Here is a 22802-nt window from a genome sequence, read left to right on the forward strand (position 1 = left end):
GAAAATGGCCGATATGCAAGAAGGCGCGAATTCCCGCGCGGCCCGGGTGGCCGTCAGGGCAGGAACGGCGCAAACCCACAGATGGAGGTCTTTTGGCAGATTTTCAATTGGGCGACAGACCGCAAAGGCCCATGAAAAACATCGATTTGGCCCAAAATTGCCGGAACCGGGCATGCGGAATAAAGGATTAGCCCTGTTGCATTGCATGGCGGCATTTGGCATAGCTTTGCCCGGCGGCGCGCTTTGCGCCCCGCCAATTCTGATGCGGGTGTAGCTCAGGGGTAGAGCACGACCTTGCCAAGGTCGGGGTCGAGGGTTCGAATCCCTTCGCCCGCTCCAGAAATTCTCGATTGAGAATCTTGGCCGACAGCTACGACAGGATCGTTGCCGTCGAATGACAAGCCGCCGCAAGGCGGCTTTGTCGTTTGTGGCGCTGTACCCAGCCTCAACCGGTCACACCCGATACGAAAAGACTGGCTTATCGCGATAGTTGTAGCGATGTACCTTTCGCGCTAGCCTCCCGAAAGCTCTATGGGGGCGCAAATGTCCGAGGTTCCGAGCGAGACCAAGAAGCCGGGCAAATTTGCCAGCATTCAAAATGGCATTGCATCGATGGCGGGCATTCTCGGCGCCACCGGAGCCGTAGGCGGCGCTTGCATCTATCTTCTGAGCCCTCGCATCGACAAGTACATCGAGGATGTTGTCCGCAACAGCAAGGCGGGCGCGATCGTCGTGCAGAGCACAGCGCCGACGCCGGTCACGCTTCTGCCGGACAACAAACCGGCGCCCGACAACAAACAAGCCGCGGACAGCAAACAAGTCGACGACCTGAGACATCAGGTCGAAACCCTGACCAAGGCGGTCAACGAGATTCGCGCGCGCGCCAGCTTCAATGCGCCTTACGGCTATTCTTTCCGTTTCAAGGGCGCGGAGATTATTGCTCAGCAGCGGCCCCTCAGCCGACTCTATTTTTATGCGACCCGCGATGACGAAGTGAAGGTGACGGTCTACCTAGCGACGCAAAAGTTTCCGGTCACCATGAAAGTCGATGGTGTCGCAGTGAGGCCGACCATCCGCGATTCGAAAGATTCACTTCGTGTCACTGATTTTCTGATTCACACCTCGCTCGAGGAAGTCATGCCTGTCGGGAATGGCGACGCCAAGGAAGCGGGCGGCCGTCCGGCCCCGGAAGATCCACGGCCCCAGAACGTGCATTACATCGAATTCGTGCCGGGCGACGTGACCTACAATTTCGGCAAGAACGACGATTACGACGTGTCGGGCATCGTACTGGTGTCAAAGAAGAATATTTGAAATTCAGGGCCAGTGCCGATGCACGATCGGGCGTTGACGACATGGATGCTTCGCGGACTCGTTGCGGGCGTACTTTATTATTCGACGGCCTTTCAGGCGCAGTCCGGCGAACTGAAATGGCAGCCGATTGATCAATACACCGCCGCTCTGAGGAATGCCGTCTTCAAAACGTCTTCGGGCGCGGAGATCAAATTCACCGCAGTGCGCTTTCATCTCGGGTACACGAGGTTGAAGCTTGCGGGAACGTCAGAGACGGTCGCGGCGGGACGGGATGTCAAAGACGGCATTGCCAAGTTCGTTGTGAACGGCGAACAGCGGGCGGAGTTGTTGAGCTACAGCCTTGAAGGCGTGCTGGGGCACAGCAAGGACAAACCGCTCTTTGTCGCACCCGCGGGCTGGGCCGCGGGTCAGCGCCGTCCCGACCAGATCGGTTTGCTTCGTATCAACGGCAGGCAGCTTTACCCCTTGGTCAACAAGCCGACATTCAGCGCGATTTTCTGCCTGCATGATAGCGAGCACTACAAGGGCTATGACGCAGTGGTCCCCGTGCTTTTCACGTCGAACGACATCACGAGTCTGAATGCGCGGGCTGGAAAGTGCCGCGACGCAGTTCAGGTTGGCCCGCGAATTATTGAAGAAGGCGGCAAGCGCGGAATCTCGGAAAGCGAACTCAAGACCGAGCGCTATCAGCGCGTGGTATTTTTTGTCGACGACCCCAACCGCAACGACTGGCCCGCCAAGTCCCGCGAGTCAGCGCGGAACGGATACGTTCTGCTGACCCACAACAAGGTTCATCTGTACGACTTGCAGGCGCTGCTGCTGGACAAGGAAATTTATGCCGGAGGCAGTCCGCACTGGGCCGTTAATCTGGCGGGCGACGATCAGGCGGGCCTGATTATCAATAACGGAAATGAGCCAGATATGTTCGACAACACTCTCGCGACTGTTGGATCTGCCCTCATTATCGAACGCAGACCGGACTAACCATCATAACCAAGAAAAGTGCCGCGTTGTCGGCGGGAGGACTTATATGGTCAGCAAGTTTTCGTGGGCTGCTTTGGCGTGTCTCGCCACGGTGGCAATCTTTGCCAGCGTGAAAGCGCAGGCAAAAGACGTCAGGCTCGAGACGTCGGACACCATGATTCCGACCGGCGATGCCGGCATCCAGTTGTTCGTGCGCAACAAGCATCCGGCGGGCCAGAAGAAATTCGCACCCGAGAAAATTCTGCTTTACGTCCACGGCGCGACCTATCCGTCCGAGACCGCGTTCGATCTGCCGATCGAAGGCAAGTCGATGATGGATCTGATCGCGGCGCGCGGCTACGACGTCTATCTGGTGGATATCCGCGGTTATGGCCGCTCGTCGCGGCCGCCGGAAATGAGCCAGCCGCCCGGCGACAACAAGCCCATCGTCCAGACGCGCGTGGCCGCGAAGGATTTCGGCACGGCGGTGGATTACATTCTCAAGAAGCGCGGCGTCTCCAAGATCAATGTGATGGGCTGGTCGTGGGGCACATCGACGGTCGGTCTCTACACCAGTGAGAACAACGCCAAGGTCAACCGCCTCGTGCTCTACGCGCCACAGTGGATTCGCACCGAACCGCCGCCGGCGCAGTGGCCGAAGCTTGGCGCGTATCGTCTTGTCTCGAAGGAGTCGGCCAAGGAACGCTGGCTGAAGGACGTGCCGGACAACAAGAAGGCCGATCTCATTCCGCCCGGTGTGTTCGACGCGTGGGCCAATGCGACCTGGGCCACCGATCCGGATTCGGTGACGAAAAATCCCGGCATGCTGCGCGCGCCGAACGGTGTGGTGGAAGACACCCAGCTCTACTGGGGGGCCGGCAAGGCGCTGTTCGATCCCGGCAAGATCACGGTGCCGGTGATTGTGCTGCATGCCGAATGGGATGCGGATCTGCCGAGCTATCTCGCGCAGAACTACGTCAAGCAGCTCAAGAACGCGCCGTACTGGCGGCTGATCGAGATCAGCGAAGGCACCCACACGGTGATGATGGAAAAGAACCGGATGCAGTTCTTCCGCGAACTGATGAACTTCCTCGATGAGGAAAAGCCGCTTGCCTTGAAATGAGCAACGATAACAAGAAAAAAGGCCGGGTTTGACCCGGCCTTTTGCTTTGGTGATCCAAGGACGCTGGCGCTTATGCCAGTTGCGACTCGTACGCCTTCAGATGGGTGTAGACGATGCGCAGCAGCGGCACATTCAGTGCACCCTTCTTGTTTGTTTCGGCACGATGGATCAGGTCGCCGATGATCTGGTCGGCTTCGATACGCGCATTGCTGCGGATATCGCGCAGCATCGATGCCGTCATCTGCGATCCCGGTGCGAACAGCAGGCCGCCGGTGCGCTCCAGAAATTCAGCGCGCGGCGCATAACCTGCAGCGTCGGCCACCGAGGCGATCTCCGCGCGAAGGCCGCGGATGAACTGTTCGCCGCCCGGCGCAGCGGTGATGTGCCCGGTTGGCGCGCGCATCAGCGACGTCGCCCCGGCCAGCGTGGCGAGGAACACCCACTTCTCGTACATTTCCTGCGTGATGACATCGCTGGCCTTGGCGTCGAACATCGCGCCCTGCAATGTCGCCTCGATACGCTTGGCGCGATCGCCCTTGGGCTTGCCGCGATCGCCGAAGGACATCGCGTGCATTGGCGTAAGCTGATGGATGACGCCCTCCGCGTCGAGCATCGCCGCGACCTGGCATTGTCCGCCCATGACGCGGTCGATCCCGAATTTCGCATCCAGCACGTCGAGGTGCTTCATGCCGTTGAGGAACGGGATAATCGCGGTATCGGGGCCGACGGCGGCGGCGAAGGATGCAATCGCGCTGTCGAGGTCGTAAGCCTTGCAGCTCAGGATGATGACATCGAATGGCGTCGTGATCTTTTCCGCCAGAATGGTCGGCGGGTTCCTGAGCGTGACGTCGCCGACCGGGCTTTTGATGACGAGGCCGTTCTTGGCCAACAGCTCGGCACGCTTCGGGCGCACCAGAAACGTCACATCGCGGCCTGCCTGCAAAAGTCTGCCGCCGAAATATCCGCCTGTCGCGCCGGCGCCGATAACGAGTATGCGCATAATCAGATCCACTTCGTTTGAGTGTTGGGTAGGTCCCGAAAAATGGAAACAGGTTTTCGGGTTGGCTCAGGCCCAATGGATAAGCGCGCGAACCTTGCTCAAATGACAGCGCCGGCGCAAGCAGGGCTCACGCCGGCGTGATGCTCGGCAGCTATGCGCTTACCATTTCTCACCGAACGGGCGGATCTCGAGTTCGAATGTCCAGGCACTGCGCGGTTGCTGGTAGAGCAGCCAGTAGGATTCCGCGACCGACGACGGCGGCATCAACAGATCGGGATCGTCCAGTGCGCCGGGGCCATGGGCTTCGATACGCCGCTGACGGACCCATTCGGTATTCACGCCGGAATCGATGATGAGGTGAGCGACGTGGATGTTCTGCGGACCGAGTTCGCGCGCGGTCGCTTGCGCCACGGCGCGCAGGCCGAATTTGGCGCTGGCAAAGGCCGCATAGCCGGATCCGCCGCGAAGGCTGGCGGTTGCGCCGGTGAAGAAGATGTTGCCCTTGCCGCGCGGCAGCATGACCCGCGCAGCTTCGCGCCCGGCCAGGAAGCCGGAGTAGCAGGCCATTTCCCACACCTTGCGGAAGACGCGTTCGGTGGTGTCGAGAATTGGAAAATTGACGTTGGCGCCGATGTTGAAGATGCAGACTTCAAGCGGCGCATGCTTGTCGGCGTCGGTAATGAATGAGACGATCTCCTCTTCCTTGCGCGCATCGAGCGAGCGGGCGTGGATCTCTCCGCCTGCGGCCTCGATTTCCTTCACCAGCGGTGCAAGCTTGTCGCCGTTACGGCGGCCGGCGAATACCGTGAAGCCTTCAGAGGCAAACTTCTTCGCAATCTCGGCGCCGATATAGTCGCCGGCGCCGATGACCGCCACGGTCGCATTTCTCTTGGCCAAGGTCCGTCTCCTGTTAACAGAGGGTTTGCTGTTGTCGCGGCGCGGCAGGCTCTGCCGCGCCGTTCAGATTATCACTTCGCGTCGTCGTTGATCAGGCCGCCGACCAGATCCCACGCCTTGCCGTTCCAGCGCTGAAGATTGAGCTGGGTGTACATCTTGTTGTTGGTTGCGCTGGTGTTGACGACGATTCCGGGCAGCGACATCGGCAGTGCAAGCCCCTTGATGTTGCGGGTCTGCTTGAGGATGTTCTCGCGCGACAGATCATTGCCGCACTGCTTGAGCACTGCTTCCAGAATGACGCCCTGGTGCAGGCCGGTGAAGTAGTTGCTGTCGGCCAGATCCGCGCCCGGCATGTTCTTTTCCATGAACGCGCGGTACATCTGGACGCCCTTGTCGCTGGCCCATTTCGGATCGTCCGGATCCTTGCGATAGGTTGCGGTCATCACGCCGGTCGAGATATCGAGGCCTGCGGGCGCAAGGACCGCGGCGATCGAACTCGAGATCAGGTTGGTGATGAACAGCGGCTTCCAGCCGGATTCGTGAGTCTTGCGGATCGCCTGCGCCGCGAATTTCGGTGTGCCTGCGAACAGCATCACGGTCGCGCCGGTGCTCTTCAGCGACACGATCTGAGAATCGATGGTGGGCTGGCTGACTTCATAGCTCGAGGTCACGACCTTGCTGTCGAAAGCCTCTTTCAGTTCGGATTTGAAGCCCGCGATGAAGTCCTTACCCAAATCGTCGTTCTGGTAAAGGATGGCGATCTTGGCGTTAGGCATTTCCTTGGCGAGATAACGCGCATAGGCCCGCGACTCGGTGTCGTAGCTCGGCAGCCCTGTGGTGATCATCGGGTATTCGTTGTAGTCCGTGAAACGCGTCGCGCCGGTGACGATGAAGGCCTGCGGAATTTTCTTTGCGGCGAGATACTTCGCGATGGCCAGATTGCTCGGCGTTCCGAGAGTCGAGAACATGAAGGCGACTTCGTCGGATTCCACCAGCTTGCGGGTGTGCTCGACAGCTTTCGGCGGGCTGTAGGAATCGTCCATCGCGATCAGATTGATCTTGCGCCCGTTCACGCCGCCCTGTTCGTTGAGGACGTTGACATAGGCGATCAGCGCCTTTCCGACCGCGCCCAGCGCCGAGGCCGGGCCGCTGAAGGGAAAGACTGCTCCGACCTTGATCTCGGTTGCCGTCACCCCTGGCGCGTCGGCTGCTGCGACCGGAGCGGACAGCCCGGCAAGCAACAGGGCCGCCACGGTGGCCTTGAGTGCAGATCTCCTCAGCATCGCTTCGTCTCCCTTTGGTCTGATTTTTCGCTGGTTGAAGCGCTGGGCCGGTTCTGATCCGGACCTCTCTCGCTTCGACCAATAGGGTTCTGATATAGAACTGTCAATGAGAAGTGAGCTGGTGCAATGTGCTGCGATGCACAAACACCGGGCTTCAAATCCATCCACGATGGAGGTATAGTAAATATCAAATCAGAATGGACAGCTGATTCATCGCGGAGATGCGATATGAAGTGGGAATCCCTTGAAGACGAGGCCTGTTCGGTGGCGCGCACGGTGTCCGTCATCGGCGATCGCTGGACGCTGCTGATTTTGCGCGATTGTTTCCGCCGCATCCGGCGGTTTGATGAATTTCAGTCGCGGCTCGGCATCACGCGGCACCTGCTGGCCGAGCGTCTCAAGAAACTCGTACGCCAGGGCGTGCTTCGCCGTGTGGCCTATCAGGAGCGTCCGAAGCGCTACGAGTACATCCTGACCCAGAAGGGGTTGGACCTGCATCCGATCATGATGTCGATCGTTCACTGGGGCGACGTTCACATGGCGGATGAGCGCGGCCGACCGGTGCTTCACCAGCACAAGACTTGCGGCCACACCTTCGATCCGGTGATGACCTGCTCGGTCTGCAACGAGCCGCTGTCCGCCAAGGAAGTGCATGTGCATCCGGGACCCGGCGCAGACCCGTCGAAGCTCGCACTGCCTTCGATCGAACAGCAGACTCTCGATTGAGAGTTTGTTACGCAGCCCCGAATGCAACTGCGGCAAGCCGTTTGACGTGATCGCGCACGTCGGCGGGCCATCTGGACACCGCAGTCTCGAAGCGTTTCTGTTCGCCTGCATAGAGTGCGCGTAACGCCTCTTCGTAATGCGGCTGATCGCCGGCCATCGCCGTCATGAAACGATGCAACGATTCCTGTCCCTCGCGTGCGCGATCCTTCGCCGCGTTGGCGCGCCGTGCTTCCTCGACAAGTTTGCGAATCGCGACCGAAGCGCCGCCCGGCTGGAGCGAGAGCCACTCCCAGTGCCGCGGCAGCAAGGTGACCTCGCGCGCGACCACGCCGAGTTTGGGCCGGCCCGGTCCGCGCGGCGCAGTTTCCGCTGTCGTCTCATCGGCCTGAACCGGCATCCGGCGTGCAACCCGCTTCTGCACGTCGGCCAGCGATCCGCGCAAATCGATTTCGGCAGGCCGGCTGGTTGCCGCGTCGAAAATCATGAACTGGGCGGCGCCGTTTTTTTCGAGCGCCTGCTTGGTCTTTGTTGCGACAAGGTGAGGGTCGCCCAGACCCAGGCATCTGCTGCCCTCGAAGGCGATCATAACGGCGGGCAGGGGGGGCATGGGCCATCCTTGTACGTTATCGACGGCGAGTATTTACCCGGGTAAAAATGCCCTGTCAATATAATCCGGGTAAAATTCCGTCTCGACTTTCTCAGGACAGGCTGTCACCACTGATGCCCCGCAACGAACCATGACCGGCGCCTCATGCTCACAGTTCATCATCTGAATAATTCCCGCTCGCAGCGTGTGCTCTGGCTGCTGGAGGAGCTGGGCGTGCCTTACGAGATCGTGCGCTATCAGCGGCAACCGTCGATGCTCGCGCCGAAGGAGCTGCGCGCGGTTCATCCGCTCGGGAAGTCGCCGGTCATCACCGACAACGGCAACACCATCGCGGAATCCGGCGCCATCGTCGAATACATCATCGACACCTATGGCAATGGCCGTCTGATCCCGCCGCCGAAAACGCCGGAGCGGTTGCGCTACACCTACTGGCTGCACTACGCCGAAGGCTCGGCCATGCCGCTGCTGCTTCAGAAGCTGCTGTTCACGCTGGCCCCGAAGCGCGCGCCGGCGCTGATGCGGCCGCTGCTGATGCCGGTGTTCGGCAAGATGCTCAACACGCTGGTCAATCCGCAGCTCAAGCAGCACATCGCGTTCTGGGAAGGCGAACTTGGCAAGAGCGAATGGTTCGCGGGCAACGAGTTCACCGCCGCCGATATCCAGATGAGCTTTCCGCTCGAAGCCGCGTCGGCGCGCGCCGGTCTCGATGAAAGCTCGCCGAAGGCGTGGGCCTGGCTGCAACGTATTCACGCGCGCCCGGCCTATCAGCGCGCGCTGGAAAAAGGCGGGCCGTATCAGGTCGGACGGTAAGACGGGGATATTTTTCGTCATTGCGAGGAGCGAAAGCGACGAAGCAATCCAGCTTGGCGGCGCAAGGATGGATTGCTTCGCTTCGTTGGCAATGACGCTATTGTACTTGGGCGCTAGGGCACGGGCGGAAATCCGAACAGCCGCTGCGGATTATCGACCAGAATGCGGTTGCGCAGCGTGCTGTCCGGCACCCAGTCGGCCAGCAGATCAAGCAGATCCGATACGCCCATCATGACGCCCCAGTTGGCGACATGCGGCCAGTCCGATCCCCAGACGCAGCGATCGGGCGCGGCCGCGACAAGATTGTGTGCGAAGGGAATCGTGTCGCGATAGGGCGGGCCTTCGACGGTGTTGCGATAGGCACCGGACAGCCGCACCCAGGCGCCATCACGCACCAGCGACATCAGCGTCCTGAATCCTTCGTTCTCGATTCCGCTTGTGGTTGGAAAGTGTCCCATGTGATCGATCAGGAATGGCACCGGCAGCTTTGACAGCCGCGATGCAAGCTCCGGCAACTGCCGGGCATCGACAAGGAATTGCAGGTGCCAGCCCATCTCGCGGCACAATGATGCGTAGCTCTCGACCTGCTCGAAGCCGATACCGCCGCCATACAGCACATTGATGCGCAGGCCGACGACACCTGCTTCTTTCAGCGCCGCGCGTTCCTTCTCAGGACAATCCAGCGGGATCACCGCGATGCCACGCAGACGCTGGCGATGCGCGCGCAGCGTATCTGCCATCAGGCGGTTGTCCGTGCCGTGCACACTGACTTGCGTCAGCACGCCGTAGGTCATGCCGGTGGCATCCAGCATGGCGATGTAATCGCGCGCAGTCGCCTCCGGCGGCGTGTAGCTGCGCCCTGGCATGAACGGATAATCCGGCGGCAGGCCGATCACATGGGCGTGGGTATCGACTGCCCCGCGCGGGACCTTGAAGCGTGTCGGCCCGCTTTGATGGGGCTGAGGCCCCGGACAAGCCGGGGCCTCTTTTGCTGACGAGTTGATAGGATCAGGCATCGGCGTGAAGTATCCGGCCGCGGGTTTCCGGCAGCGCGAATGCTGCGAGGAAGAACAGGCCATAGGCCAGCACCGCGAAGATGCAGATGGCGTTGCCGAGCGATGTCGATGTCGAGAGCCAGCCCACAAGGAACGGAAACAGCGCCCCAATGCCGCGTCCGAAATTGTAGCAAAAGCCCTGTCCCGAGCCGCGTAGCCGTGTCGGGAACAACTCCGTCAGGAACGCCCCCATGCCGGAGAAGTAGCCCGAGGCAAAGAAGCCGAGCGGGAAGCCCAGCAGCCACAACACTTCATTGGTCAGCGGCAATTGCGTGTAGGCGAGAACGACGATCATCGCGCCAAGCGAAAATGTCAGGAACAGGTTGCGCCGTCCGATCCGGTCGGCGAGCCACGCCCCGACGAGGTAGCCGACGAACGAGCCGATAATCAGCGCCGCGAGATAACCGGTGGAACTGACGATCGAGAGCTTGCGTTCGGTGGTGAGGAAGCGCGGCACCCAGAAGGTGATGGCGTAGTAGCCGCCCTGACAGCCGGTTGCCGCGAGCGAGGCAAGGATCGTGGTCTTCGCAATGGAGCCCGAGAAAATTTCCCAAAGTGCCGGACTGTCGCCGGAGACTTTCTGCTTCGCCAATGTTTCGGCGGCGACCTTCGGCTCTTCCACATAACGGCGCAGGAAAAACACCAGAATTGCCGGCAATGCGCCGATCGCGAACATCCAGCGCCAGGCAACGTCCGCCGGCAGATACGAGAACAGCAGCGCCTGCGACAGCACGGCAAGGCCCCAGCCGACGGCCCATCCGGACTGCACCGATCCCACTGCGCGGCCACGATACTGCGGGCGAATGACTTCGCCCATCAGCACGGCGCCCGCAGCCCATTCGCCGCCGAAGCCGAGGCCGAGCAGCGCACGAGCCACCAGAAGTTGATCGAAGTTCTGCACGAAGGCGCAGACCAGCGAGAAGAAGGAGAACCAGATGATGGTGATCTGCAGCGTCTTCACGCGGCCGATGCGGTCGCAGAGGTAGCCTGCGAGCCAGCCGCCGATGGCCGAAGCCAGCAGCGTGACGGTGCCGGCGAGACCGGCCGTGCCCGGATCGACCTTCCACATCGTGATGATGGTGCCGATGACGAGCGGATAGATCATGAAATCCATGCCGTCGAGCGACCAGCCTGCGAAGCAGGCCCAGAAGGTCCGCCGCTCCGGCTTGTTCATGTCGCGGTAGAAGGCAAGAAGGCTGGTATCTTCGATCGGCGCGATTTCAATCGCGCCCGACGGTTGAACGTTCGTCATGGTTGCTCCCCATATCCGCGGCCATGTTTGCCGCCCCGCGCTCGCCGCATTGCGCGAAGCTTCATGCTCTTTATTGTGCGGCAAATTCTACGCGGATCATCTTACCTGTCATCAGGCAAATGAAGGAACGCACGCCTGAATGAATCTAGTAACCAGCGGCTTCCGCGCCGCGGGTGCGGGGATCGGGCGCGCCGAGCAGGCCATCGGGCGTGACGGCAATGGAATTGGCCGAGGTTTGGCCGAGTGGTGCGATCACCCGGTGGCCGCGCTCACGCAGCGCAGCAAGCGTCGTCTCGGAAAATCCCTGCTCGACCCGGACCTCGTCCGGCAGCCATTGATGATGCAGCCGTGGTGCCGACACTGCGGCGGCGACATTCATGTCGAAGTCGATCGTATTGATGAGCACCTGAAGCACTGCCGAGATGATCCGGCTGCCGCCGGGCGAACCCGTCACCAGCACCGGTTTGCCGTCTTTCAGCACGATGGTCGGTGTCATCGATGACAGCGGCCGCTTGCCGGGGCCGGGCAGGTTGGCCTCGAAACCGACGAGCCCGTAAGCATTCGATGCGCCGGGCGCTGCGGTAAAGTCATCGAGTTCGTTGTTGAGCAGGACGCCGGTGCCGTCCGCGACGAGGCCGACGCCGTAGCTGAAGTTCAGCGTGTAGGTGTTGCTGACGGCATTGCCGTCCTTGTCGACCACCGAATAGTGGGTGGTGTTGCTGCCCTCGCGCGGCGCGGCCGCCGTTGCTTCGCCCCAGGGCGTCGCCTTCGCAAGGTCGATGGTGGCGCGCTGCCTGGCGGCGTAATCTTTCCCGATCAACTGGAACGTGGGCGCATTGACGAAAGCAGGATCGCCGAGATAGCGCGCGCGGTCGGCGTAGGCGCGTTTCATCGCTTCAATGGAGACATGCAGCGCATCGATCGAACCTGCCCCCATCTCGCGCAGCTTGTAACCCTCCAGAATGTTCAGCGTTTCGATCAGCACCGTTCCGCCGGACGACGGCAGCGGCATCGAGACAATGTCGAAGCCGCGATAGGTGCCGTGCATCGGCGTGCGGACGATCGGCCGATACGCTTTGAGATCGTCGCGCGTGATAATGCCGCCCGCGGCCTGAATTCCGGCAGCCAGTTTTTCGGCAACCGGTCCGTCATAAAAACCGCTCACACCCTGCGCGGCAATCGCCTCCAGCGTGACCGCAAGATCGCTTTGCGTCAGAAGGTCGCCCGGTTGCAGCGACGTGCCGTCGGGACGCGAGAAGATATTTATGCTCGAGGGCCATCTTGCCATCCGCCGATGCCAGTCCGGCAGCGTGTCGGCGGTGTCGTCCGCGAGCACGAAGCCATCGCGTGCCAGTGCAATCGCAGGCGCGACCAGGTCTGCCAGTTTGAATTTTCCGGAGCCATACTTTTCCAGCGCCAGCGCGAGTCCTGCAACGGTGCCGGGCACGCCGATGCCGAGCGCCTGATCGCGCGATTTCTTGATATCGGGTTTGCCGTCGTCGCCCAGAAACATGTCACGCGTGGCGGCGGCCGGTGCGCTTTCGCGATAATCGATGGCGACATCCTCGTTGCTGCTCGCCAGATGAATCATCATGAAGCCGCCGCCGCCGATATTGCCTGCGCGCGGATAGGTGACCGCCATGGCGAATCCGGTGGTGACAGCGGCATCGACAGCATTGCCGCCGCGCGCCAGAACATCGCGGCCGATCTGAGCGGCGATCTTCTCCTGTGCGACAACCATGCCGTTTTTCGCGGCAACCGGGCGAACGGCTTCGAGCGCAGGCGCTGTGTAATATCCGTGTCGGGAATCCTGTGCGACGGTGGGCGCAATCAGCAGGCAGATTGCGCCTATTGAGAAGACGAGCGCGCGGCACGGGGTAAACAGGCTCATGGGCTTCTCCGGCAAACCGCGTCTCGACGAAGTGAACTTCGAATTCAGGACACTGGGTAAAAACGCGATGGCAATTGAACCGCTGCACTATATGGTTTTGCGGCGACGACGGACAATGTCCGCGTTGATTCGGCAGGAAATTCGATAATGGCTCAAGCTCTTCCGGCGCATAACAGTCACGCAAACGTGTCGCCGCAGACTTATCCGCCGCGTTCGGCGGTTTTCGGCTGGATTTTGTTCGACTGGGCCGCGCAGCCTTATTTCACCCTGATCACCACGTTCGTATTCGCGCCGTATTTTGCCTCGCGCGTTGCCTCCGATCCGGTCGCAGGACAATCGAGCTGGGGTTATGCCACCGCGGCGGCTGGTCTCGTCATTGCCTTGCTGTCGCCCGTGCTCGGCGCGATCGCCGATGCCGGCGGCCGCCGCAAGCCGTGGATCGCGGCGTTCGGCACGCTTCTCGTGATCGGTTCGTCGCTGATGTGGATAGGCAAACCCGGAGATCCGTCGATCATCGTCCCGCTATTGATCGCTTACGGGATCGCGACCATCGGCGTCGAATTCGCAACGGTGTTCAACAACGCGATGATGCCGACACTCGTGCCGCCGGAACGCATCGGGCGACTGTCAGGCACCGGATGGGCCACCGGCTATGTCGGCGGAATTCTCAGTTTGATCCTCGTGCTCGGCTTCATGGCTGCAAATCCGGTCACGGGCAAAACGCTGTTCGGTCTCACGCCGATCTTCGGTCTCGATCCCGCGACGTTTCAGGGCGACCGGCTCACCGGGCCGCTGACCGCGGTCTGGTTCGTGATCTTCGTGCTGCCGATGTTTCTGTTCACGCCCGATCACGCGGCGAAGACACCGGCCCGCGGCGCGGTGCGCGAAGGTTTGCGCGAACTGCGTGAGACGCTGGTGCGATTGCCGAAAACACCCTCCATGCTCGCGTTTCTAATCGCGAACATGATCTATATGGACGGTCTCGTGTCGCTGTTCGCATTCGGCGGTATTTACGCCGCGGGCACTTTCGGCTGGAACACGATTCAGATTGGTACCTTCGGCATTCTGCTGGCGATCTCCGGCACCATCGGTGCGTGGCTCGGCGGCCGGCTCGATGACAGGCTCGGACCGAAAGCGGTCGTCGCGGGCAGCCTGGTCATTCTTCTCGGAGCCGTCGCGGCAATTCTTCTGATCGATCGCGATGCGATCTTCTTTATTCCGGTGACGCCGCCGGTGCCGAACGGACCGCTCTTTGCCGCTCCCGCGGAGAAAGCCTATCTCGCGCTCGGGTTTCTGATCGGCCTTGCCGCGGGCCCGATGCAGGCAGCGTCGCGCACCATGCTGATCCGGCTCGCGCCGAAAGAGCGCATCACGCAATGCTTCGGACTGTTTGCCCTGACGGGAAAAGTCACGTCGTTCTTTGGGCCGTTGCTGATCGGGATCGTCACCGATGTCGCAGACAGCCAGAAGGCCGGAATGGCCATTCTGGTGCTGTTTTTCGCAGGCGGCCTTACCCTGCTGATGCGGGTGAGGGCCCAGTCGGTTCGGGCGCTTCCGGTTTAGTGCTTGAAGTGCCGCGTGCCGGTGAAGACCATGGCGATGCCATGGGCATCGGCAGCTTCGATCACTTCATTGTCGCGCATCGAGCCGCCCGGCTGGACCACGGCGGTCGCGCCGGCTTCGATAGCCACCAGCAAGCCGTCGGCGAACGGGAAGAATGCGTCGGACGCCACCACCGAACCCTTGGTCATCGGCGCAGCCAATCCCAATTCCTTTGCGGCGTCTTCGGCCTTGCGGGCCGCAATGCGCGCCGAATCCACCCGGCTCATCTGCCCCGCGCCGATGCCGACGGTGGCGAGGTCCTTCGCGTAAATAATCGTGTTCGACTTGACGTGCTTGGCGACGCGAAACGCGAAGCGCAGATCGTTCAGCTCCGCGCCGGTCGGCGCGCGCTTGGTGACGGTCTTGAAAGTCATGTCGTCGACCACTGCGTTATCGCGGGTTTGCACCAGAAGACCGCCTGCGACAGTCTTGGTGGTCAATCCTGCTGCGCGCGGATCGGGCAGGCCGCCGGCCAGCAGCAGGCGCAGGTTCTTGCGCTTGCCGATGATGGCGATGGCCTCTTCGGTTGCGTCCGGTGCGATGATGACTTCGGTGAAGATGCCGGCCACTGCATTGGCGGCATCCGCATCGAGCGTGCGGTTGAATGCGATGATGCCGCCGTAGGCCGAGGTCGAGTCGCAGGCCAGCGCCTTGCGATAGGCTTCGGCGAGGTCCTTGCCCTCGGCGACGCCGCACGGATTGGCGTGCTTGACGATGACGCAGGCGGCGGTGCGCTTCGCATCGAACTCCGCGATGGCCTCATAGGCCGCATCGGTGTCATTGATATTGTTGTAGGACAGCTCCTTGCCTTGAAGCTGGCGCGCGGTGGCGACGCCGAAGCGGCGGTCGGGAGTCTTGTAGAACGATGCCTGCTGATGCGGGTTCTCGCCATAGCGCAGCGCCTGGATCAGTTTGCCGCCGAAGGCGCGGAAATCCGGCGCATCGATCCTGAGCTGACCGGCAAACCAGTTCGAGATCGCAGCATCGTAAGCGGCCGTTCGTGCGTAAGCTTTCTGCGCAAGCTTTTTGCGCAGGGTGAGCGTGGTCGCGCCCTTGTTGGCGTTGAGTTCATCCAGCACGGCCTGATAGTCGGATGCCTCAACGACGACGGCGACGTCGTGATGATTCTTCGCCGCGGCGCGGATCATGGCCGGACCGCCGATGTCGATGTTCTCGATGCAATCGTCCTCGGAGGCGCCTTTGTCCACTGTCGCCTCGAACGGATAGAGGTTGACCACCAGAAGATCGATCGGCGCGATGCCGTGATCCTTCATGCTGCGGGCGTGATCGGCGTTGTCCCGGATCGCGAGCAATCCGCCGTGGACGTTCGGATGCAGCGTCTTGACCCGCCCATCCATCATTTCGGGGAAACCGGTCAGGTCCGACACGTCCCGCACCTTGAGGCCGGCATCGGCAATGGCCTTGGCGGTGCCTCCGGTGGAGACGAGCTCGATGCCGTGACCGGCGAGCGCGCGCGCGAATTCGATCAGGCCGGATTTGTCGGAAACGGAGAGAAGTGCGCGCGCAACGCGGCGCGGGTGGTCAGCCATAAGGTGCGTCCTGGTTCGGATAGGTGTTGCCCGCCGGGTAGCATGGTTTGCTGTCGGGCAAAACCTCCAATCCACGCACTTTTCGCAGCAAATATGCCGCTTTTACCCGCTGTTCCGGCGCCGCTGAGACGACGCGGCAGGGTGGCCGATCCTACAGCGGCAATTCCGGCTCGCGCCTGGCGTCGCGGCGGGCATTGGTCACCGCTGCCGAGGCGGAAGAGCGGGTGAAACTCCAGCGGACGCTCGGCGAGTCCTTCCGGTTCTGGCGGATCACGATCTGGGCGGTGCGGCGCGGCCCGTCGGAGCCCGCCAGAAAGACGCTGTCTTCCAGATCGACCTTGTCGTTGACCGCCTCGAATGTCCACACGTCGCGGTTGGGCAGCACCAGCATCACGCCGCGGGCATCCGAGAGGCGGCTGGCCTTCACCGCCGGATGCAGATGAAACCGCAGCACGTAATCGTCGGGCTTGTTGCGTGTCGATGCGCCTGAGGCGTTCAGCAAGGTGTCTTCGCCTTCGAGCCGGCTGCCGTCGCTGGACAGTGTCAGGCTGCGCTGATGCACCACGCCGAACTGACGCGCGTAAGCATCATGGGTTGCGGTCAGTTGAATACTGTCGTTCGCCGCCTCGCGGAACACACCGACATTGGATGGCCCGCTGACGATCGGCGCGCCCTGCAGCATCCGCTTCATCGCAGGCAACTCGATGAACTGGCACGACGAGGTCTCGTGGCAGATCAGGGTCGAATGCGCAGCGGTTGAACGCGCGAAGGCGCGCCAGTTGTCGCGGCCGGTGGCGGGGATGCCGCAATTGACAACGATGCGTCCCGTGCCGGACGACAATTCGAATGACAGGCAGCCGGCATGGGCGTCGCGGCTCACCGCCGGCGGCGGCGGCGCGCCGGTGTCCATGATGACGGCGGTATTGCCGGCATCAAGGCGCTGGAAGCCCGAATGCGGCATGTTCGACATCGGAATGCCGTGGGTGTCGTCATAGGCCAGCAATGTCGCGAGCAGGCCGGATGGCGCGCTGCTCATTCCGTTGAACAATGCGAAACTGCCGTCGCCATGGCGGAAGAAACGCAGCATCGGCATCATGCGGTCGATGGCGTTCAGCAGCGCCGGCGGCGGCGCGATGTTGCGGGCGGCAAAGGTCTGACGCAGCGGCAAGAGATCTGGCAGCAGCTCGATCAGCGCGCCGGGATTACGCGAAATGTGTCCGCCGTCGGGAAGCAGTTGCCGTTGCAGCTCTTCCGACAGTTTGCGCGACGAGGTTCGGATGTGCTTGGCCTGATTGGCGAGACACAGCGATGCATAACACAATGCAATCAGCACCTGCAGACGCGGTACGCCGTCCGGAATATCGACCATCGTGTAGCGCAGATAGCGAATCTCGCGCGTGAGGCTGCGCAGGAAGCGGCGATAGAATTTTCCGTCGGCGTCGTTCAGCACCAGCGGCGCCTGCGACAGCAGCGAGATCACCCGCCGCGCCAGCACGTCGGCGCGCCAGCCTACGCCGCGCTTGCGGATCGGCTTTGAAATCCAGTCGTCGATCAGGGCGCGGGCATTGGCGCGGGTGATGGCGGAGTCCGCGGCGCGCAGATGGCGCAGCCAGCCGAATCCGAGCAGATTGGCTTCCCAGTCTTCCGACGGCGGATCGAGTTCGAAAATCGATCGGCCGTGCGACGTGACGATCTTTCCTGCGAAGACAAAACGCCCGGCATAGATTTCGGAAGCGCGGGTGGCATCGACGGTGCGAAGATCATTCGGCGCGATCAGCAGCCGGTCGGTGCGGCCGGGCCAGAAGCGCGACAGCGCGACAGACTTGCCGCTGGCGCGTGCGAGTACGTTCCGCGCCGCGCGGCCCAGCAAAAGAGACGAGATGCGTCGTCGGTAAGCGACCGCCACGTGCGCCCTTGTCCTGAATCACGCCGGTGGCCCGATTAAAGCCGCCGCCGAACGTGACCGTTCCCCACAAAACGGAGCATTCCTCCCCCGAAACTCACGCCGGCGACGAGCACGCCATGCCGTGAGGGAATCTCCGCGACTCTTTGTAGTCCGGAAATGCCTGTAAGGCACCCCCGACGCAACCCCGGGATGCCCCATTGACCGCTGGCATGTGGATCAAGAGCGCGTTTGGCGGCTTGCGAATCGGATGCGGCCCGGGATTCGAATCAGGACTTGATGAGACGGGCTGCGTAGAAGCCGTCGAGACCGCCGAGCCGCGAATCGGCATGGGCGAGATGCGAGGGCAGGGTGCGGATGTCGCCGTCCGCGGTGAGAATTTCGTCCAGTCCCGCCACTTCATCCCGCCCGACCGGTGCACGGCGCAGGCCCGATTCGGCCGCAAGGACGCTTGCGACGGCCTGCCCGCCCTCCTCGGGCTCAAGCGAACAGGTGCAATAGACCAGAGTTCCACCAGGCTTCAGCAGTGTGGCCGCCTTTTGCAGCATGCGCTTCTGCACGGCGGCGAGCGCGCCGATGTCGGCTTCCTGCTTCAGCCACGCGACGTCGGGATGCCGCCGGATGGTCCCGGTTGCGGCGCAGGGCGCATCGATCAGCACGCCGTCGAACAGTTCGCCTGCCGGCTGCCATTCGAGCGCATCCGCCACCGCGGTACCCGCTTCCAGCGAAAGCCGAGAGAGATTCTCGCGCAGGCGCGCGATGCGATTGGGCGAGCGGTCGACCGCAGTGACCTTCGCACCGGCATGGACCAGTTGCGCGGTCTTGCCGCCGGGCGCCGCGCACAGATCGGCGATGGTCTTGTCTTTAACATCACCGAACAGCCGGGCCGGTATCGCGGCGGCCGCATCCTGCACCCACCACTGGCCTTCGTTGAAACCGGGAAGCATGGTAACCGACCCGTGCAGCAGCGTGCGCACGGTGCCGGTGGGGAGTGTCTCGCCATGCAGCCGCGTCGCCCAGCCGCCGGGATCGGACTTGACTGTGAGATCCAGCGCGGGCTCGACGCTGATGGCGGCGGCCATCGCGCGCGTTGCTTCTTCGCCATAGGCCGCGATCCAGCGCGCGACCAGCCACGGCGGCAGATCGAGCATCTGCGATTTGACTTCGTCGATCAGCGGCTGGCCCTCACGCGCGCAGCGCCGCAACACCGCGTTGACGAGGCCGGCATACTTCGCAGCACGCCGGTCCGCCTGCACGAGCCGCACCGACAGGTCGACGGCGGCATGATCGGGAACATCCATCCACAGGATTTGCGCCGCGCCGATCAGCAATGCGCTCTGCGCGCGCGGCGCATCGCTCGGAATGCCGCGATCCAGCAGCCGTGAGAGGATGTGGCCGAGCGTGCCGAGCCGCCGCAGAATCGTTGCAACCAGCCGGCGCATCAGCGCGCGATCGCGATCCGCCAGCGTCTTCAATCCGGGATGCGCGCCGGGACCGTCGAGCTGATCGTCAAGCATGCGGTGCTTGTGCAGCACGCCGTCGAGAATATCGGCAGCAATCCTGCGCGCTGCGAGGCCGGGCACCTCGGTGGGCGGGACAAATCTCGAAGGCTTCATGTGTGAAAAAACATTCGCTGGCAGGGAGGAACGCGACAATCGCCGCACCGGATGTATCGTCGTGGCATCGGAATATGCCAAATGTAAGAATTGGTCTGTCTCTGAATCGTCTTGTCTGAAACATCTTGGGAAATGTGAGCTGGCTCACGGACAGGCGGCTCGGCGGCGTCAGACTGCATCGGCCGCAGGGTCTTGATCGAACGCGCTGTCGGTCTAGATTGATTTCGGCTCTGACCACCGGGAGTGTCAGCCATGACCCATGATCAAACTCGTTCCGAACCTGTCGTTGGCAACACGATCGCCCCGCGCAAAGCGCTGTCCCCGCAAGCGCAGCGAGCGCTCGCGGAAGCGGAGGAGCGGCGAACCAGGGCCGCGCAGGACAATAGCTCTCGCGCGAAAGAGGTTCAGGGCCCCAAGGGGCTGGAGCCGACCCGATACGGGGACTGGGAACACAAAGGGCTTTGTTCGGATTTCTAGCCCTACGCATCACTACGGATGCGCCGGTTCCGCTCTTGCGGCCAGGGTCCTTTTGATCCTATTCTAGGCATATGTTCCTAGATCGGTCACTTCATCGGGCATCCCGGCATCCATTCCACGGTTCACCGCCCTGGCTGCTTGGCCTGATTTTTGTCGTCGGCATCGCAACTGGAACCGTGGTTCCGCTCAGGGATCATTTGCCACGGGCGCGCTCGTCCACCGCGTCCGCGAATCCGTCCGCATCGGGCCCGGCCCAACAGCCCGCACCTCCGACATGGAGCCGTGACGGCAATCCCGGTGTGCGCCATCCCGTCGAGGTGGTGCGCGTGGTCGACGGCGACACATTCGAGGCGCGAGTCCATCTGTGGCCGGGGCTGGAGATGACGACGCGCGTGCGGCTTCGCGGCATCGATGCGCCTGAAATGAAAGGCGCGTGCGCCGAGGAATTACGGATGGCGGAAGCCTCCGGTGAGGCGCTACGTGCGCTGCTCGCCGATGGCGATGTTGCGATCTTCAATATCGGTCCCGACAAATACAACGGCCGTGTCGTCGCCGACGCCGCTACGCGGCGAACGCCGAGCGTCTCAGCGGCACTGCTCGCATCGGGTCATGCGCGCCAGTACCAGGGCGGCAAGCGCGGCGGCTGGTGTTGGCTGTCCGCCAGATAAGAGCCGGCGTGGGTAAGAGTTTCCAGTTGTCATTGCGAGGAGCGTAGCGACGAAGCAATCCAGCTTCTCTCTCAAGAGTGGATTGCTTCGCCTCGCTCGCAATGACGGTCGGAGACATCGCCGGTCAATAAAAAAGCCGCGTCATGACGCGGCTTTTTTCACATCGGAATGTTTTGACGATCAGCGCGAGGTGACCACCACCGGCGTGCCGACCTCGACGCGCTCGAACAGGTCGCTGATGTCCTGGTTGTACATCCGCACGCAGCCGTAAGAGACATAGCCGCCGACAGAGTTCGGACGGTTGGTGCCGTGGATCGCATATTCGCCGCCGGCCAGCGTCATGGCGGCGACGCCCATCGGATTGGACGGTGAGCCGCCGGGAATGACATCCGGAATGCTCGGATTGTCGCGCTTGACGTCCGCAGGCGGCGACCATGCAGGCTGACGATATTTTCCATCGATGCGGGTGGCTCCGGCCCACTGCTTGCCGGCCTTGCCGACGCCGACAGGGTAGCGCAGCGCCTGGCCCTCGCCGAGAATGAGATAGAGTTTGCGTTCGTTGGTCTTCACCACGATGGTTCCCGGCGCATAGCCGTTGGGGGAAGCCACAACCGACGGCGCGGCGCTGGCCACGGTTCCTGACAGGCCGATAGCCATGGTGACGGTGAAAGCCACCGCGAGTTGACGCAACATTCCAACCTCCAAAATGCTTCCGAACGGTGCAGGCATCCGGGCAGGACCGCGGAACCCTTTTCGATGCGCCAGCCTGGGGCAAAGGCTTCAACAGGCGGTTTCCACGAGCCCCACGGGCGGACCGAACGCGACCTTAAGAAGAAAATTCCGGCGGCAAAGTAAATGCCCGGGAAACAACACCCGCGCCTAAAGGCACCGGGGATGGTGACATTTTTGTGAGCGAAGATTTTCGCCTGTGATCAGCCGAGAGTGAAGGCTTCGTGCACCGCAGACTGCACCGCGCCGCCGGTGACGGCGCCGCCGCCCGCGACATAAATCCAGTCGCCGATGGTCACAGCGCCCACGGCATGACGCGGTGTCGGCATCGGCGCATGGCTTTGCCACTTGTCCGTGGCCGGATCGTAGCTTTCCATCTGGCCGAACACCTTGCCCTGCGTGATCTGGCCTTTGGAGATGAGACCGGCTTCACCGCCCATGGCGAACAGCCGGTCGCGGTACACCACAAGCCCGTGGCCGGAGCGCGTGGTCGGCAATGGCGCGCGCGTCTCCCAGGTATCGCGGTCGGGCACATACACATGATGCAGCCCGGTGTTGTATTCGAACGTATTGAAGCGTCCGCCGATGACGTGAATGAGTCCATTGTACGCGACACAGCCGACATGGTCGCGTGCGCCGGGCAGCGCTTTCAGCGTCATCCATTTGTCGGTCGTCGGATCGTAGACCTCGTGCCATCCGACACTTGCGCGTTCCATGGTTGGTTCCGACGCGCCGCCGATCAAGTGAACGCGGCCGTTCAACACAACGGCAGCGCCTGCACCGCGCGGACGCGGCAGCGGCGCGATCTTGTCCCAGCGATTGGCTGCGACGTCATAGGCGTAGGCGTTGTGATCGGGATTGCGATTCTGTTCGATGAAGCCGCCGAGCGCGTAGACGCGTCCGGCATCCGCCGCGACCGCGACATGGTTCGCGCCGCGCGGCAACGGCGCGCCATCGAACCAGACATCCTTGGCCGGATCATAGATGTGATGATAGGTGCGATCGACGCGGCCTTCACCGTAGCCGCCGACGATATGCGCACGTCCCGCCCACTCGGTGGCCCACGCCATCTCGCTGCGGGGCAGCGGCAGTGCTGCGCGGGTCACCCAGCGGCCCGGCACGCCCTGCGGCGCAGGGCTTTCCGTCACGCGCTGCGCCTGTTCGTCCGGCGAGATGTGGTGCGGGGCGTTGGTGCGAAGGCCGGTGAAAGGCTCGGATGACGGCGGAGCCTGCGGCAGCGGTGTATGCTGATGCTGGGCGCGCGCCGCGGTTGCGGCGAGTGCGAGTGACGCAGTGCTCGTGAGGAAAGTCCTGCGATCCATGCCGGTGTCTCCCG

At 62.3% G+C, this 22802-nt stretch carries 20 protein-coding genes and 1 tRNA gene; 9 read left to right on the plus strand and 12 right to left on the minus strand.

Features of this window, described 5'->3' with window-relative positions:
- Positions 1-264 precede the first annotated feature (264 nt).
- From HMPREF9695_RS23240 to HMPREF9695_RS23255, 4 genes are all read left to right on the plus strand, one after another.
- A tRNA-Gly gene (locus tag HMPREF9695_RS23240) sits at positions 265-339 on the plus strand.
- 204 nt (positions 340-543) lie between these two features.
- Positions 544-1314 carry a hypothetical protein gene (locus tag HMPREF9695_RS23245; protein WP_006023365.1) on the plus strand — a complete coding sequence of 257 codons (771 nt, stop codon included), beginning with the start codon at positions 544-546 and terminating at the stop codon, positions 1312-1314.
- Between the two features lie 45 nt (positions 1315-1359).
- Positions 1360-2298, plus strand: coding sequence for a hypothetical protein (locus HMPREF9695_RS23250; protein WP_192824437.1), 939 nt, complete (start codon positions 1360-1362; stop codon positions 2296-2298).
- A gap of 46 nt (positions 2299-2344) precedes the next feature.
- Positions 2345-3400, plus strand: coding sequence for an alpha/beta hydrolase (locus HMPREF9695_RS23255; RefSeq protein WP_006023367.1), 1056 nt, complete (start codon positions 2345-2347; stop codon positions 3398-3400).
- 70 nt (positions 3401-3470) lie between these two features.
- On the opposite strand, the gene panE is transcribed toward HMPREF9695_RS23255, so the two are convergent.
- The 3 genes from panE to HMPREF9695_RS23270 form a co-directional block, all read right to left on the minus strand.
- Entirely contained in the window at positions 3471-4400 is a 930-nt protein-coding gene (gene panE, locus HMPREF9695_RS23260; protein WP_006023368.1) for a 2-dehydropantoate 2-reductase, read from the minus strand.
- Between the two features lie 159 nt (positions 4401-4559).
- Entirely contained in the window at positions 4560-5297 is a 738-nt protein-coding gene (locus HMPREF9695_RS23265; RefSeq protein WP_006023369.1) for an SDR family oxidoreductase, read from the minus strand.
- 71 nt (positions 5298-5368) lie between these two features.
- Complete coding sequence (locus tag HMPREF9695_RS23270; protein WP_006023370.1) at positions 5369-6580, minus strand: ABC transporter substrate-binding protein; 1212 nt, start codon at positions 6578-6580, stop codon at positions 5369-5371.
- Positions 6581-6808: 228 nt separating this feature from the next.
- Here HMPREF9695_RS23270 and HMPREF9695_RS23275 point away from each other — a divergent pair, with 228 nt between their 5' ends.
- On the plus strand, positions 6809-7306 hold the full coding sequence (locus HMPREF9695_RS23275; RefSeq protein ID WP_006023371.1) for a winged helix-turn-helix transcriptional regulator: 498 nt from the start codon (positions 6809-6811) through the stop codon (positions 7304-7306).
- Positions 7307-7313: 7 nt separating this feature from the next.
- Here the strand turns inward: HMPREF9695_RS23275 and HMPREF9695_RS23280 are convergent, their stop codons facing one another.
- Complete coding sequence (locus HMPREF9695_RS23280; protein WP_006023372.1) at positions 7314-7913, minus strand: DUF2239 family protein; 600 nt, start codon at positions 7911-7913, stop codon at positions 7314-7316.
- Positions 7914-8057: 144 nt separating this feature from the next.
- Here HMPREF9695_RS23280 and HMPREF9695_RS23285 point away from each other — a divergent pair, with 144 nt between their 5' ends.
- Positions 8058-8723 (plus strand): glutathione S-transferase family protein, encoded by a 666-nt coding sequence (locus tag HMPREF9695_RS23285; protein WP_006023373.1) that lies wholly within the window; start codon positions 8058-8060, stop codon positions 8721-8723.
- Positions 8724-8836: 113 nt separating this feature from the next.
- Here the strand turns inward: HMPREF9695_RS23285 and HMPREF9695_RS23290 are convergent, their stop codons facing one another.
- From HMPREF9695_RS23290 to ggt, 3 genes are all read right to left on the minus strand, one after another.
- The gene (locus HMPREF9695_RS23290) at positions 8837-9739 is read right to left on the minus strand and encodes an amidohydrolase family protein (protein ID WP_006023374.1); all 903 of its coding nucleotides are present in this window, start codon (positions 9737-9739) and stop codon (positions 8837-8839) included.
- Positions 9732-11030, minus strand: a complete 1299-nt coding sequence (locus HMPREF9695_RS23295) for an MFS transporter (protein ID WP_006023375.1) — start codon at positions 11028-11030, stop codon at positions 9732-9734. Before HMPREF9695_RS23295 ends, HMPREF9695_RS23290 begins: the two co-directional genes overlap by 8 nt.
- 145 nt (positions 11031-11175) lie before the next feature.
- On the minus strand, positions 11176-12921 hold the full coding sequence (gene ggt / locus HMPREF9695_RS23300) for a gamma-glutamyltransferase (protein WP_006023376.1): 1746 nt from the start codon (positions 12919-12921) through the stop codon (positions 11176-11178).
- A gap of 147 nt (positions 12922-13068) precedes the next feature.
- Between ggt and HMPREF9695_RS23305 the strand changes: the two genes are divergently transcribed.
- Positions 13069-14484: an MFS transporter gene (locus HMPREF9695_RS23305; RefSeq protein WP_006023377.1), complete on the plus strand. Its 1416-nt coding sequence runs from the start codon at positions 13069-13071 to the stop codon at positions 14482-14484.
- On the opposite strand, the gene purH is transcribed toward HMPREF9695_RS23305, so the two are convergent.
- From purH to HMPREF9695_RS23320, 3 genes are all read right to left on the minus strand, one after another.
- Positions 14481-16073 (minus strand): bifunctional phosphoribosylaminoimidazolecarboxamide formyltransferase/IMP cyclohydrolase, encoded by a 1593-nt coding sequence (purH, locus tag HMPREF9695_RS23310; RefSeq protein ID WP_006023378.1) that lies wholly within the window; start codon positions 16071-16073, stop codon positions 14481-14483. The two genes, HMPREF9695_RS23305 and purH, sit on opposite strands and share 4 nt — an antisense overlap.
- 151 nt (positions 16074-16224) lie before the next feature.
- A complete protein-coding gene (locus HMPREF9695_RS23315) occupies positions 16225-17979 on the minus strand; it encodes a heparinase II/III family protein (protein ID WP_006023379.1) in 1755 nt (584 codons plus the stop codon).
- Positions 17980-18245: 266 nt separating this feature from the next.
- A complete protein-coding gene (locus HMPREF9695_RS23320; RefSeq protein WP_006023380.1) occupies positions 18246-19592 on the minus strand; it encodes an RsmB/NOP family class I SAM-dependent RNA methyltransferase in 1347 nt (448 codons plus the stop codon).
- Positions 19593-19844: 252 nt separating this feature from the next.
- Between HMPREF9695_RS23320 and HMPREF9695_RS23325 the strand changes: the two genes are divergently transcribed.
- Complete coding sequence (locus HMPREF9695_RS23325; protein WP_006023381.1) at positions 19845-20069, plus strand: DUF1674 domain-containing protein; 225 nt, start codon at positions 19845-19847, stop codon at positions 20067-20069.
- A 71-nt stretch (positions 20070-20140) separates the two neighbouring features.
- Positions 20141-20737: a thermonuclease family protein gene (locus HMPREF9695_RS26505; protein ID WP_157224013.1), complete on the plus strand. Its 597-nt coding sequence runs from the start codon at positions 20141-20143 to the stop codon at positions 20735-20737.
- A gap of 180 nt (positions 20738-20917) precedes the next feature.
- On the opposite strand, the gene HMPREF9695_RS23335 is transcribed toward HMPREF9695_RS26505, so the two are convergent.
- Both HMPREF9695_RS23335 and HMPREF9695_RS23340 read right to left on the minus strand, forming a co-directional pair.
- Positions 20918-21430 (minus strand): L,D-transpeptidase, encoded by a 513-nt coding sequence (locus HMPREF9695_RS23335; protein WP_006023383.1) that lies wholly within the window; start codon positions 21428-21430, stop codon positions 20918-20920.
- Positions 21431-21669: 239 nt separating this feature from the next.
- The gene (locus HMPREF9695_RS23340) at positions 21670-22788 is read right to left on the minus strand and encodes a Kelch repeat-containing protein (RefSeq protein ID WP_006023384.1); all 1119 of its coding nucleotides are present in this window, start codon (positions 22786-22788) and stop codon (positions 21670-21672) included.
- Positions 22789-22802: the final 14 nt, after the last annotated feature.

The sequence above is a fragment of the Afipia broomeae ATCC 49717 genome, from assembly GCF_000314675.2.
Taxonomy (GTDB): domain Bacteria; phylum Pseudomonadota; class Alphaproteobacteria; order Rhizobiales; family Xanthobacteraceae; genus Afipia; species Afipia broomeae.

Bases quoted from the DNA above. Each gene is read 5' to 3' on its own strand.
- HMPREF9695_RS23295 (WP_006023375.1), bottom strand. From the start codon at position 11,030: ATGACGAACGTTCAACCGTCGGGCGCGATTGAAATCGCGCCGATCGAA.
- HMPREF9695_RS23340 (WP_006023384.1), bottom strand. From the start codon at position 22,788: ATGGATCGCAGGACTTTCCTCACGAGCACTGCGTCACTCGCACTCGCC.
- HMPREF9695_RS23255 (WP_006023367.1), top strand. From the start codon at position 2,345: ATGGTCAGCAAGTTTTCGTGGGCTGCTTTGGCGTGTCTCGCCACGGTG.
- HMPREF9695_RS23270 (WP_006023370.1), bottom strand. From the start codon at position 6,580: ATGCTGAGGAGATCTGCACTCAAGGCCACCGTGGCGGCCCTGTTGCTT.
- panE (WP_006023368.1), bottom strand. From the start codon at position 4,400: ATGCGCATACTCGTTATCGGCGCCGGCGCGACAGGCGGATATTTCGGC.
- HMPREF9695_RS23325 (WP_006023381.1), top strand. From the start codon at position 19,845: ATGACCCATGATCAAACTCGTTCCGAACCTGTCGTTGGCAACACGATC.
- HMPREF9695_RS23290 (WP_006023374.1), bottom strand. From the start codon at position 9,739: ATGCCTGATCCTATCAACTCGTCAGCAAAAGAGGCCCCGGCTTGTCCG.
- HMPREF9695_RS26505 (WP_157224013.1), top strand. From the start codon at position 20,141: ATGTTCCTAGATCGGTCACTTCATCGGGCATCCCGGCATCCATTCCAC.
- purH (WP_006023378.1), bottom strand. From the start codon at position 16,073: ATGGCTGACCACCCGCGCCGCGTTGCGCGCGCACTTCTCTCCGTTTCC.
- HMPREF9695_RS23320 (WP_006023380.1), bottom strand. From the start codon at position 19,592: ATGAAGCCTTCGAGATTTGTCCCGCCCACCGAGGTGCCCGGCCTCGCA.
- HMPREF9695_RS23245 (WP_006023365.1), top strand. From the start codon at position 544: ATGTCCGAGGTTCCGAGCGAGACCAAGAAGCCGGGCAAATTTGCCAGC.
- HMPREF9695_RS23275 (WP_006023371.1), top strand. From the start codon at position 6,809: ATGAAGTGGGAATCCCTTGAAGACGAGGCCTGTTCGGTGGCGCGCACG.
- HMPREF9695_RS23285 (WP_006023373.1), top strand. From the start codon at position 8,058: ATGCTCACAGTTCATCATCTGAATAATTCCCGCTCGCAGCGTGTGCTC.
- HMPREF9695_RS23250 (WP_192824437.1), top strand. From the start codon at position 1,360: ATGCTTCGCGGACTCGTTGCGGGCGTACTTTATTATTCGACGGCCTTT.
- HMPREF9695_RS23305 (WP_006023377.1), top strand. From the start codon at position 13,069: ATGGCTCAAGCTCTTCCGGCGCATAACAGTCACGCAAACGTGTCGCCG.
- HMPREF9695_RS23280 (WP_006023372.1), bottom strand. From the start codon at position 7,913: ATGCCCCCCCTGCCCGCCGTTATGATCGCCTTCGAGGGCAGCAGATGC.
- ggt (WP_006023376.1), bottom strand. From the start codon at position 12,921: ATGAGCCTGTTTACCCCGTGCCGCGCGCTCGTCTTCTCAATAGGCGCA.
- HMPREF9695_RS23335 (WP_006023383.1), bottom strand. From the start codon at position 21,430: ATGTTGCGTCAACTCGCGGTGGCTTTCACCGTCACCATGGCTATCGGC.